At 60.6% G+C, this 11,632-nt stretch carries 9 protein-coding genes and 5 tRNA genes; 13 read left to right on the top strand and 1 reads right to left on the bottom strand.

Annotated elements, in window-relative coordinates; genetic code table 11:
- Positions 1-117 precede the first annotated feature (117 nt).
- The 12 genes from L6D75_RS20730 (at position 118) to L6D75_RS20675 (ending at position 10,004) form a co-directional block, all read left to right on the top strand.
- Positions 118-194, top strand: a tRNA-Arg gene (locus L6D75_RS20730).
- A 42-nt stretch (positions 195-236) separates the two neighbouring features.
- Positions 237-312, top strand: a tRNA-His gene (locus L6D75_RS20725).
- 53 nt (positions 313-365) lie between these two features.
- A tRNA-Leu gene (locus tag L6D75_RS20720) sits at positions 366-450 on the top strand.
- A gap of 43 nt (positions 451-493) precedes the next feature.
- Positions 494-569: transfer RNA gene (locus L6D75_RS20715), tRNA-His, on the top strand.
- Positions 570-626: 57 nt separating this feature from the next.
- A tRNA-Leu gene (locus L6D75_RS20710) sits at positions 627-711 on the top strand.
- Positions 712-979: 268 nt separating this feature from the next.
- Entirely contained in the window at positions 980-1,279 is a 300-nt protein-coding gene (locus L6D75_RS20705; protein WP_039603708.1) for a DUF6388 family protein, read from the top strand.
- 247 nt (positions 1,280-1,526) lie between these two features.
- Positions 1,527-2,840, top strand: coding sequence for a trigger factor (gene tig / locus L6D75_RS20700; RefSeq protein ID WP_176512099.1), 1,314 nt, complete (start codon positions 1,527-1,529; stop codon positions 2,838-2,840).
- Positions 2,841-2,931: 91 nt separating this feature from the next.
- Positions 2,932-3,573, top strand: coding sequence for an ATP-dependent Clp endopeptidase proteolytic subunit ClpP (gene clpP, locus L6D75_RS20695; RefSeq protein ID WP_003259400.1), 642 nt, complete (start codon positions 2,932-2,934; stop codon positions 3,571-3,573).
- Between the two features lie 108 nt (positions 3,574-3,681).
- Positions 3,682-4,965: an ATP-dependent Clp protease ATP-binding subunit ClpX gene (gene clpX, locus L6D75_RS20690; RefSeq protein ID WP_176512098.1), complete on the top strand. Its 1,284-nt coding sequence runs from the start codon at positions 3,682-3,684 to the stop codon at positions 4,963-4,965.
- Between the two features lie 162 nt (positions 4,966-5,127).
- On the top strand, positions 5,128-7,524 hold the full coding sequence (gene lon / locus L6D75_RS20685) for an endopeptidase La (RefSeq protein WP_176512097.1): 2,397 nt from the start codon (positions 5,128-5,130) through the stop codon (positions 7,522-7,524).
- A gap of 152 nt (positions 7,525-7,676) precedes the next feature.
- Positions 7,677-7,949 (top strand): nucleoid-associated protein HU-beta, encoded by a 273-nt coding sequence (gene hupB / locus L6D75_RS20680; protein ID WP_176512096.1) that lies wholly within the window; start codon positions 7,677-7,679, stop codon positions 7,947-7,949.
- 183 nt (positions 7,950-8,132) lie between these two features.
- The gene (locus tag L6D75_RS20675; RefSeq protein WP_176512095.1) at positions 8,133-10,004 is read left to right on the top strand and encodes a SurA N-terminal domain-containing protein; all 1,872 of its coding nucleotides are present in this window, start codon (positions 8,133-8,135) and stop codon (positions 10,002-10,004) included.
- Positions 10,005-10,157: 153 nt separating this feature from the next.
- Here L6D75_RS20675 and L6D75_RS20670 read toward each other — a convergent pair whose 3' ends face one another.
- Positions 10,158-11,198 (bottom strand): patatin-like phospholipase family protein, encoded by a 1,041-nt coding sequence (locus L6D75_RS20670; RefSeq protein WP_176512094.1) that lies wholly within the window; start codon positions 11,196-11,198, stop codon positions 10,158-10,160.
- A 154-nt stretch (positions 11,199-11,352) separates the two neighbouring features.
- On the opposite strand from L6D75_RS20670, the gene L6D75_RS20665 reads away from it, so the two are divergent.
- Positions 11,353-11,631, top strand: a complete 279-nt coding sequence (locus L6D75_RS20665; RefSeq protein WP_176512093.1) for a hypothetical protein — start codon at positions 11,353-11,355, stop codon at positions 11,629-11,631.
- Position 11,632 lies beyond the last annotated feature (1 nt).

Raw genomic sequence — 11,632 nt, 5'->3', positions numbered from 1 at the left:
CGCTCCTACGGCTCGCCTATAAGATTCGCCGCACTTGTCGGGCACAGCCTAGCACTGGTTGGCAGAGTCGGGCAGAATGGGTGGTTTGTAACTCGTTCGGTTAGGCTTTTAGCTTATGCGCCCGTAGCTCAGCTGGATAGAGCATCCGCCTTCTAAGCGGATGGTCGCAGGTTCGAGTCCTGCCGGGTGCGCCATTAGGCAGCTTGGGCAAGCAAGTAAGGCTGTATAGCGATATGGTGGGCGTAGCTCAGTTGGTAGAGCGCTGGATTGTGATTCCAGTTGTCGTGGGTTCGATTCCCATCGTCCACCCCATATTCTTCAGAGGCGCCTTGATGCAGATCTGGCGCCTTTGTTTTAAGCGCTACGCGGACGTGGTGAAATTGGTAGACACACTGGATTTAGGTTCCAGCGGCGCAAGCTGTAAGAGTTCGAGTCTCTTCGTCCGCACCATGCTTCTGTAGGCAGTACCGCAACATAGCAACACCGCAATATGGTGGGCGTAGCTCAGTTGGTAGAGCGCTGGATTGTGATTCCAGTTGTCGTGGGTTCGATTCCCATCGTCCACCCCATATTCTTCGAAGGCGCCTTGATTGTATAATCGGGCGCTTTTGTTTTTTCTGCGTTGCGCGGACGTGGTGAAATTGGTAGACACACTGGATTTAGGTTCCAGCGGCGCAAGCTGTAAGAGTTCGAGTCTCTTCGTCCGCACCATCTGATATAAGCGCGTGCTTTCAAGTTGTTGAGGGCATGGCGGTAAAAAGGGCAGCCCATGAGCTGCCCTTTTGCTTTTTGCCGGGTGGCTGATTCAGGAGTGGGCAGGGGTGTGCTCTGGCACCAGGCGCACTTCGCTTGCGTAGGAATGTGCTATTGGCTGGCAAGAATGCGTGCGGCCCTTGTAATCCTCTGGTGGCACCCCAATAAAAGCTGATAGATTTCAGCCGGTTGAAACCCCGGCCCGTATGCCGGTAGAGGATTACCCATGATTGCCAAAGAAGCCCGCCAGGCCCTGGCGCTGCAGCGATTCGCCGAGGCGAACCCGCAACTGCTCGAAGAAATCCGCGAGCTCGATGCGCGCGAGCAGGCCCAGCAGATCGAGTGGGCCTTCGAGGATGCCGCCGATGAGCAGGGCATCCAGCCCTGGGAGCTGGCGCTGCAACTGATTGCCGAAAGCCCCGAGCAGCTCCAGGCCATGCGCCTGGAAACCCATCGCGAAGTGGCCGAGGCGCTGGGCATGGCCTGGGAAGAGTACTGCCAGTTCAACGAAATCGACCCCGAATAAGGGTGTTTTCCGAGGCTGTGGTTGTTTGACAAGTTATTTCGGCGGCGTGGTGCCAAAAGGCGCTGTGCAACCCCCTGATATGAACGGGCCCGGCGGCACGCCGTGCGGGCCTTGCAAGCTAATCGACCGGCGTAGTTTCCCGTCGTCCCGGGTGGGGTGACTTCTGCTGCGTGACTCACTAGAATGCTTGCCCTTGATTCTGGAGTCGGGCTATCGCCGGCTAACGTCTGTGCAACGAGGAATATCCATGCAAGTTTCTGTTGAAAACACTTCCGCTCTCGAGCGCCGCATGACCATCGCCGTTCCGGCCGAGCGCGTCGAGAACGAAGTCAACAAGCGTCTGCAGCAGACTGCCAAGCGCGCCAAAGTCGCGGGCTTCCGCCCAGGCAAAGTGCCGATGAGCGTGATCCGCCAGCGTTTCGAAGCCGATGCCCGTCAAGAGGCGTTCGGTGACCTGGTCCAGGCTTCCTTCTACGAAGCCATCGTCGAGCAGAAGCTGAACCCGGCTGGCGCACCTGCCGTTGAGCCGAAGTCCTTCGAAAAGGGCAAGGACCTGGAATTCGTCGCCATCTTCGAAGTGTTCCCTGAGTTCACCGTTGCTGGCCTTGAGTCGATCAACGTCGAGCGCCTGAGCGCCGAAGTGGCCGACGCCGACCTGGACAACATGCTGGAAGTGCTGCGCAAGCAGAACGTGCGCTTCGAAGCCGTTGAGCGCGCTGCCGAGAAAGACGACCAGCTCAACATCGACTTCGTCGGCAAGATCGACGGCGAAGCCTTCGCCGGTGGTTCGGCCAAGGGCACCCAGCTGGTACTGGGCTCCGGCCGCATGATCCCAGGCTTCGAAGATGGCCTGGTAGGCGCCAAGGCGGGCGAAGAGCGCGTTGTCAACGTGACCTTCCCTGAGGACTACCAGAACCTGGACCTGGCTGGCAAAGCCGCCGAGTTCACCATCACCGTCAACAGCGTGTCGGCTCCTCAGCTGCCAGAACTGAATGAAGAATTCTTCGCCCAGTTCGGCATCAAGGAAACCACCCTGGAAGGCTTCCGCACCGAAGTTCGCAAGAACATGGAGCGTGAGCTGCGCCAGGCGATCAAGACCAAGGTCAAGAACCAGGTCATGGACGGTCTGCTGGCCGCCAACCCGATCGAAGTGCCGAAGGCGCTGCTGGAAAACGAAGTCAACCGTCTGCGCGTGCAGGCCGTTCAGCAGTTCGGCGGCAACATCAAGCCTGAGCAACTGCCGGCCGAGCTGTTCGAAGAGCAAGCCAAGCGCCGCGTGGTGCTGGGCCTGATCGTTGCCGAGGTGGTCAAGCAGTTCGAGCTCAAGCCGGACGACGCCAAGGTTCGCGAGATGATCGAAGAGATGGCTTCGGCCTACCAGGAGCCTGAGCAGGTCATCGCCTGGTACTACAAGAACGACCAGCAACTGAACGAAGTCCGTTCGGTTGTGCTGGAAGAACAAGTTGTAGATACTGTTCTGCAGAAAGCGACTGTGACCGACAAGTCGGTCTCGTACGAAGATGCCGTAAAGCCAGCACAGGCGCCTGCCGAAGCTGAGTAATACGCGTCACTCGTAGGAAACCCCCACAAGCCAGCCTTCGCGCTGGCTTGTGCGTATTCAAGCCATGACTATTTGGGAGTGAGCGCAGGACATGTCCCGCAATTCTTATATTCAGCAGAGCTCTGACATCCAGGCCGCAGGCGGCCTGGTCCCGATGGTTATCGAGCAGTCCGCCCGTGGCGAACGTGCCTACGACATCTACTCGCGCCTGTTGAAGGAGCGAGTGATCTTCCTGGTTGGCCCGGTAGAGGACTACATGGCCAACCTGGTAGTGGCGCAGCTGCTGTTCCTTGAAGCGGAAAACCCGGACAAGGATATCCATCTGTACATCAACTCCCCAGGCGGCTCGGTGACAGCTGGCATGTCGATCTACGACACCATGCAGTTCATCAAGCCAGACGTCTCGACCATCTGCATCGGCCAGGCCTGCAGCATGGGCGCCTTCCTCTTGGCCGCTGGTGCCAAGGGCAAGCGCCACTGCCTGCCGAACTCGCGCGTGATGATCCACCAGCCGCTGGGCGGCTTCCAGGGCCAGGCGACCGACATCGAGATCCACGCCCAGGAAATCCTCAACATCAAGGCGCGCCTGAACGAGCTGCTGGCCTACCACACCGGCCAGGACCTCGAGACCATCAAGCGCGATACCGAGCGTGACAACTTCATGAGCGCCTCGCGCGCGGCCGAGTACGGCCTGATCGACTCGGTCTACGACAAGCGGCAACTGGCCTCCTGACCTCAGGTGCCAGAGCAGGTAGGTGCCGAAAGCGCCTACCTGCGGACTTGAAAAAGCCCGCAATTGCCTTCATCTTGTGTTTCAAGCCTACCGGATTGGATCGATCGAATGACTGACACCCGTAACGGCGAGGACAGCGGCAAATTGCTTTATTGCTCCTTCTGCGGCAAAAGCCAGCACGAAGTGCGCAAACTGATTGCCGGGCCCTCGGTATTTATCTGCGACGAGTGCGTCGACCTGTGCAACGACATCATCCGTGAGGAGGTGCAGGAAGCCCAGGCCGAGAGCAGCGCGCACAAATTGCCTTCGCCGAAAGAAATCAGCGGCATCCTGGACCAGTACGTCATTGGTCAGGAGCGCGCCAAGAAGGTGCTGTCGGTAGCGGTGTACAACCACTACAAGCGCCTGAACCAGCGTGACAAGAAGGGCGACGAAGTCGAACTCGGCAAGAGCAACATCCTGCTCATCGGGCCTACCGGCTCGGGCAAGACCCTGCTCGCCGAAACCCTTGCTCGTCTGCTGAACGTACCGTTTACCATTGCCGACGCCACCACCCTGACCGAAGCCGGTTATGTGGGTGAGGACGTCGAGAACATCATTCAGAAACTGCTGCAGAAGTGCGACTACGACGTGGAAAAGGCCCAGATGGGCATTGTCTACATCGACGAAATCGACAAGATCTCGCGCAAGTCGGACAACCCGTCGATCACCCGTGACGTTTCGGGCGAAGGCGTGCAGCAGGCGTTGCTGAAGCTGATCGAAGGCACCGTGGCTTCCGTGCCGCCGCAAGGTGGCCGCAAGCACCCGCAACAGGAATTCCTGCAGGTTGATACCCGCAATATCCTGTTCATTTGCGGTGGCGCCTTCTCCGGCCTGGAAAAGGTCATCCAGAACCGCTCCACCAAAGGTGGCATCGGTTTTGGCGCCGAAGTACGCAGCAAGGAAGAAGGCAAGAAGGTCGGCGAATCGCTGCGCGAAGTCGAACCGGACGATCTGGTCAAGTTTGGCCTGATCCCCGAGTTCGTCGGCCGTCTGCCGGTGCTGGCGACCCTCGACGAGCTGGATGAGGCGGCGCTGATGCAAATCCTCACCGAGCCGAAGAACGCCCTGACCAAGCAGTATGCCAAGCTGTTCGAGATGGAAAGCGTGGACCTCGAGTTCCGCAGTGACGCCCTCAAGGCCGTCGCCCGCAAGGCCCTGGAGCGCAAGACTGGCGCCCGTGGCCTGCGTTCGATCCTCGAAGGCGTGCTGCTCGACACCATGTACGAAATTCCTTCGCAGAAGGAAGTCAGCAAGGTGGTGATCGACGAGAGCGTCATCGAAGGCACGTCGCAGCCGCTGCTCATCTACGAGAACAGCGAGCCGCAAGCCAAGGCCGCGCCTGACGCCTGATTCAGGCGATTGGCAGGTGGCGGTAGCAAGCAGAAGGGGCCTACGGGCCCCTTTCTGCTTTTCCTATACAAGCGCTTGTAATTTCCCAGGCATGCCCCCACATTAGGTCCAAGCATCATTTCCACCGGTTTCCGGCCATAAGGCCGCTGTAGAGGCGAAATCATGAAGACCACCCTCGACTTGCCTCTTTTGCCATTGCGCGATGTCGTTGTTTACCCGCACATGGTCATCCCGCTGTTCGTGGGGCGTGAAAAGTCCATCGAAGCCCTCGAGGCGGCGATGACGGGCGAGAAGCAGATCCTCCTGCTGGCCCAGAAGAACCCAGCCGACGACGACCCGGGCGAAGACGCCCTGTACCGCGTCGGTACCGTCGCCACCGTTCTGCAACTGCTGAAGCTGCCCGATGGCACCGTCAAGGTGCTGGTCGAGGGTGAGCAGCGCGGTGCCGTCGAGCGGTTCAGCGAAGTAGAAGGGCACATCCGTGCCGAAGTATCCCTGATCGACGAAACCGACGCCGCCGAGCGCGAGTCGGAAGTGTTCGTGCGCACCTTGCTGTCGCAGTTCGAGCAGTACGTGCAGCTGGGCAAGAAAGTCCCGGCCGAAGTACTGTCGTCGCTGAACAGCATCGAAGAGCCTGGTCGCCTGGTCGACACCATGGCCGCGCACATGGCGCTGAAGATCGAGCAGAAGCAAGAGATCCTCGAGATCGTCGACCTGACCACGCGCGTCGAACACGTGCTGGCCCTGCTCGACGCCGAAATCGACCTGCTGCAGGTGGAAAAGCGCATCCGCGGCCGGGTCAAGAAGCAGATGGAGCGCAGCCAGCGCGAGTACTACCTGAATGAGCAGATGAAGGCCATTCAGAAAGAGCTCGGCGATGGCGACGAAGGCCACAACGAAGTCGAAGAGCTGAAAAAGCGCATCGAAGCCGCAGGCCTGCCCAAGGACGCGCTGGCCAAGGCCCAGGCCGAGCTGAACAAGCTCAAGCAGATGTCGCCGATGTCGGCCGAGGCCACCGTGGTGCGCTCTTACCTCGACTGGCTCGTGCAGGTGCCGTGGAAGGCCCAGAGCAAGGTCCGCCTGGACCTGGCCAAGGCCGAGGAAATCCTCGATGCCGACCACTATGGCCTGGAAGAGGTCAAGGAACGCATTCTCGAGTACCTCGCGGTGCAGAAGCGCGTGAAGAAGATCCGTGGCCCGGTACTGTGCCTGGTCGGCCCGCCTGGCGTCGGCAAGACCTCCCTGGCCGAGTCGATCGCTGCCGCGACCAACCGCAAGTTCGTGCGCATGGCCCTGGGTGGCGTGCGTGACGAGGCCGAAATCCGTGGCCACCGTCGGACCTACATCGGTTCGATGCCGGGCCGCCTGATCCAGAAGATGACCAAGGTGGGTGTACGCAACCCGCTGTTCCTGCTCGACGAGATCGACAAGATGGGCAGCGACATGCGTGGCGACCCTGCCTCGGCGCTGCTGGAAGTGCTCGACCCCGAGCAGAACCACAATTTCAACGACCACTACCTGGAAGTCGATTACGACCTCTCGGACGTGATGTTCCTGTGCACCTCGAACTCGATGAACATTCCGCCGGCGCTGCTCGACCGCATGGAAGTCATCCGCCTGCCGGGCTACACCGAGGACGAGAAGATCAACATCGCGGTCAAGTACCTGACGCCCAAGCAGGTCAAGGCCAACGGCTTGAAGAAGGAAGAGCTGGAGATCGACGTCTCGGCGATTCGCGACATCATCCGTTACTACACCCGTGAAGCGGGCGTGCGGGGCCTCGAGCGGCAGATCGCCAAGGTGTGCCGCAAGGTGGTCAAGGAGCACACCGGGCAGAAGCAGGTGAAGGTCAAGGTCACCAGCGAGCAGCTCGAGCACCTGCTCGGCATTCGCAAGTTCCGCTACGGCCTGGCCGAGCAGCAGGACCAGATTGGCCAGGTCACGGGCCTTGCGTGGACGCAGGTGGGCGGCGAACTGCTGACCATCGAATCGGTGGTGATCCCCGGCAAGGGCCAGTTGATCAAGACCGGTTCGCTCGGCGACGTCATGGTCGAATCCATCACTGCCGCGCAAACCGTGGTCCGTAGCCGTGCCCGCAGCCTGGGCATCGCGGCCGACTTCCACGAGAAGCACGACGTGCACATCCACATGCCCGAAGGCGCCACGCCCAAGGACGGCCCGAGTGCCGGTATCGGCATGTGCACCGCGCTGGTCTCGGCGCTGACCCAGATTCCGGTGCGTGCCGACGTTGCCATGACCGGCGAAATCACCCTGCGTGGCCAGGTTCTGGCGATCGGCGGGCTGAAGGAAAAACTGCTGGCAGCCCACCGCGGTGGAATCAAGACGGTGATCATTCCCGAGGAGAATGTTCGCGATCTGAAGGAAATTCCGGAAAATATCAAACAGGATCTTCAGATCAAACCGGTCAAATGGATTGACGAAGTCCTGCAAATTGCGCTGCAATACGCCCCGGAGCCCTTGCCAGATGTGGCTCCTGAGATTGTCGCGAAAGATGAAAAGCGCGACGGCGATGCTAAGGAAAGAATCAGCACGCATTAGTAGTTTTTGCTTGGGGGGCTTTCCTTGACAGTTTTTTCGGGGCCTTGCTATAAAGCGGCACGCTATTGTCAACAAGCCACCCAGCGCACGTTTCATAAGCTTTTCATTACATACTTAGAAACAAACTCAATAGAGAAATAAGGGGACTTAGAGTGAACAAGTCGGAACTGATTGACGCTATCGCTGCATCGGCTGACATTTCCAAGGCTGCCGCAGGCAAGGCTCTGGATGCTGTGATCGACTCCGTGACCGGTGCCCTGAAAGCAGGCGACGACGTCGTCCTGGTTGGCTTCGGCACTTTCTCGGTCAAAGAGCGCGCTGAGCGCACCGGCCGCAACCCGCAAACCGGCAAGGCCATCAAGATCGAGGCTGCCAAGGTTCCAGGCTTCAAGGCTGGCAAAGGCCTGAAAGACGCCGTCAACTAAGTCGTCTCTTTCAGCCGGACCCGGCCTGGCCAGGTCCGAGCACGCTGACGGCGGGCCGCAAACGTTCCCGCCTGACACGTTTGCTAAGAAAAGGCGCATCCTCGGATGCGCCTTTCTTTTATCAGGATTCTACCCACGCTCCGCGGTTGTCGACGCAGTGGTACAGCCGTTTCTGGGGGACGCATGCTGCAAAATATCAGGGACAATTCACAAGGTTGGATTGCCAAGACCATCATCGGCCTCATCGTCGTGCTGATGGCGTTGACCGGCTTCGATGCCATTTTCAAGGCCACCACCCATAGCCAGGACGCCGCCAAGGTGAACGGGCACACCATCAGCCTCAATGAGCTGAGCCAAGCGGCCGACATGCAGCGCCGCCAGCTCGTGCAACAGTTGGGCAAGGATTTCGACCCGGCACTGCTGGACGAGAAGCTGCTGCGTGATGCCGCACTCAAAGGGCTGATCGAGCGCAAGCTGCTGTTGCAGGGCGCCGAAGACGCCAAGTTCGCTTTCTCCGAGGCCGAGCTGGATCAAGTGATCCTGCAGACCCCCGAGTTCCAGGTCGATGGCAAATTCAACGCCGACCGCTTCGACCAGGTCATTCGCCAGATGGGCTACGGCCGCATGCAGTTCCGCGACATGCTTGCCGAGGAAATGCTGATTGGCCAGCTGCGCACCGGCATCGCCGGCAGCAGCTTCGTCACCGACCAGCAGGTCGATGCCTTTGCCCGCCTGGAAAACCAGACCCGCGACTTCGCTTCCCTGACCTTCAAGGCCGACCCGGCAGCGGTCAAGGTGAGCGACGAAGAGGTCAAGGCGCACTATGACCAGCACGCCAAGGAGTTCATGACACCCGACCAGGTGATCATCGACTACATCGAGCTGAAGAAGTCGGCGTTCTTCGACCAGGTCAAGGTCACCGACGAAGAGCTCAAGGCCCAGTACGAGAAGGAAATCGCCAACCTCGCCGAGCAGCGCCATGCCGCGCACATCCTCATCGAGGTCAACGACAAGGTCACCGATGCCCAGGCCAAGGCCCGCATCGAAGAGGTCGAGCAACGCCTGGCCAAAGGTGAAGACTTCGCCAAGCTGGCCAAGGAGTTCTCCCAGGACCCAGGTTCCGCCAACAACGGTGGTGACCTTGGTTTCGCAGGCCCGGGCGTATATGACCCGGCGTTCGAGACGGCCCTGTACAAGCTCAACGACGGCCAGGTTTCGGCCCCGGTGCGCACCGACTTCGGTTACCACCTGATCAAGCTGCTGGGCAAGCAGGCGCCGGAAGTACCGAGCTTCGCCAGCCTGAAGGACAAGCTGACCCATGACCTGAAGATGCCGCTGGTCGAGCAACGCTATGTCGATGCCAGCAAGCAACTGCAGGACGCAGCCTACGAGGCTGCAGACCTGGCCCAGCCGGCCCAGGACCTGAACCTCAAGGTGCACACCTCGGCGCCGTTCGGCCGTGAGGGTGGTGAAGGCATCACGGCCAACCGTGGCGTGATCCAGGCGGCATTCTCCGAAGAAGTGCTGGAGGAGGCTGCCAACAGCACCGCCATCGAGCTGGATCCGGAAACCACCGTGGTACTGCGCGTCAAGGAACACCGCAAGCCTGCGCAGATGCCGCTGGAAGCCGTGGCCAAGAACATCCGCGAGCACCTGGCCAAGGAAAAGGCGACTGCCGAACTCAAGGCCAAGGCAGACAAGCTGATCGCCGGCCTGCGTGACGGCTCCATCGCCGCCACCGCTGGCCACGATGGGCAGAACTGGAAGGCCTTCGAAGCCGTTACCCGCGGCCAGGACGGTATCGACCCCGCCGAGCTGCAGGCGCTGTTCCGCCTGGCCAAGCCGCAAGCCAAGGACAAGCCCGAATACGGCAGCGTGGTCCTGGCCGATGGCAGCCTGGTTGTGCTGCAGCTCAAGGGCGTCAACGAAGGCGCGGCCGCCAGCGATGAAGAGAAGCAGCAGATTCGCCGCTACCTCGCTTCGCGCGCGGGCCAGCAGGACTTCGCGGCGTACCGCAAGCAGCTGGAAAGCACAGCGGACATCACGCGCTACTGAGTGACTGTTCGGTAAAAAAACGGGCCGCTTGAAGCGGCCCGTTTTTTTTGTGTGGCTTGTACCTCCCACAGGTACCCCATTGCCCTGCAGGCCGATGAGGTATTTGTGGGAGCGGGCTTGCCCCGCGAAAGGGCCGGCACAGGCAAGCGAAACCTAGCGCTTCTCCCCCTCGTAGTTGTCCAGCGTATCGCGCGCAATCTCCCGCCCCAGCGCAATCAGCTCCGGCGCCTTGTAGAACTCGAAGAACCGGCAAACCCGCTTGGGCACGTTGATCAGCACATCGGGCGGGTACCCCGCGATCTTGTACTGCGCCAACGACGTCTGCATCACCTCGAAGCTCTGGTTGATCAGGTCCAGCAGCGAAGCCGGCCCGACGTTGTCGATGATGAACGACCCCGTGGCCGATTTCGGCGCCCCCTCGCGCTCCGGCGCCGCCGCCGGTTGCTGGGCTTCAGGGGCGGCCGCATCGGCCAGCCACGGGCTTGGCGGCGCCAGGCCCTCGGCGACGATCTCCTGCTCGATGCGGATCAGCTCTTCGGCGGGCTTACGCCGGAACGGCAGGCGCGAGCCGAGCGAGCTCAGCAGCGCATCGAAGCGCATCTTGAACGCGGCCGGCCGCTCGATCACCGGCAGCTGGTACTGCTTCTGGTTGGTGGAGTTGAGGTTCACCGCAATGATCAGGTCGCAGTGGCTGGACACCACCGGCACGATCGGCAGCGGGTTGAGGATGCCGCCGTCGACCAGCATGCGGTTGCCCTGCATCACTGGGGTGAACAGGCTGGGAATCGCCGCCGAAGCACGCATGGCCTGGTGCAAGCAGCCTTCCTGGAACCAGATTTCCTGCTGGTGCGTCAGGTCGGTGGCCACCGCCGTGTAGGGGATGCGCAGTTGCTCGATGTTGATCTCGCCGACGATCTTGCGGATCTGGCCGAACACCTTGTCGCCGCGAATCGCGCCGAGGCGAAAGCTCACGTCGACCAGGCGCAGCACATCCAGGTAGTCCAGGCTCTCGATCCAGTTGCGATACTCCTCGAGCTTGCCCGCGGCATAGATGCCGCCGATCACCGCGCCCATCGAGCAGCCAGCGACACAGGCAATGTCGTAGCCGCGCCGTTCGATTTCCTCGATCACGCCGATATGGGCGTAACCCCGAGCCCCACCTGACCCCAACACCAGTGCTACGCGTTTGCTCATGATCGATCCTTAGGCTGTGCAACCATGGTCCTACAATGCACCGAGCGTTGCCTGTGCTTCAATGTAGACTCTAGGCAATGCCTGCCGGAAGCGGCACTTTTCGGGTGCCCGAGCGTCGAACAGCCACTTTACTCCAACCATTGAGGTACCCCTGATGAAAGCCTGGATTTCCCTTCCTCTGATTGCCCTGGCCCTGGCTGGCTGTGCGGGCAAGACGGCCTACCGCGATAGCTGCGCGACGCAGCTGGATGCCGCCTGGAAGGAGCTCGACCTGGCCAAGGCCGAGGGCTTTGCCGGTACCGTCAGCTATTCCAAGGCGTTGTCGCTGCTGACCGGGGCCAAGACCCAGCAGCAGTTCGAAGGTTTCGAAGGTTGCACGAACAAAGCCGAGAAGGCGCGTTTCTACATTCGTGAGTCGCGCGCCGGGCGCTGAC

The organism is Pseudomonas faucium (assembly GCF_021602585.1).
Lineage (GTDB): Bacteria > Pseudomonadota > Gammaproteobacteria > Pseudomonadales > Pseudomonadaceae > Aquipseudomonas > Aquipseudomonas faucium.
This window is presented reverse-complemented; position numbering and strand designations above follow the sequence as displayed.

Coding starts and splice junctions, on each gene's coding strand:
- L6D75_RS20665 (WP_176512093.1), top strand. CDS start 11,353: ATGAAAGCCTGGATTTCCCTTCCTCTGATTGCCCTGGCCCTGGCTGGC.
- tig (WP_176512099.1), top strand. CDS start 1,527: ATGCAAGTTTCTGTTGAAAACACTTCCGCTCTCGAGCGCCGCATGACC.
- L6D75_RS20675 (WP_176512095.1), top strand. CDS start 8,133: ATGCTGCAAAATATCAGGGACAATTCACAAGGTTGGATTGCCAAGACC.
- L6D75_RS20670 (WP_176512094.1), bottom strand. CDS start 11,198: ATGAGCAAACGCGTAGCACTGGTGTTGGGGTCAGGTGGGGCTCGGGGT.
- clpX (WP_176512098.1), top strand. CDS start 3,682: ATGACTGACACCCGTAACGGCGAGGACAGCGGCAAATTGCTTTATTGC.
- clpP (WP_003259400.1), top strand. CDS start 2,932: ATGTCCCGCAATTCTTATATTCAGCAGAGCTCTGACATCCAGGCCGCA.
- L6D75_RS20705 (WP_039603708.1), top strand. CDS start 980: ATGATTGCCAAAGAAGCCCGCCAGGCCCTGGCGCTGCAGCGATTCGCC.
- lon (WP_176512097.1), top strand. CDS start 5,128: ATGAAGACCACCCTCGACTTGCCTCTTTTGCCATTGCGCGATGTCGTT.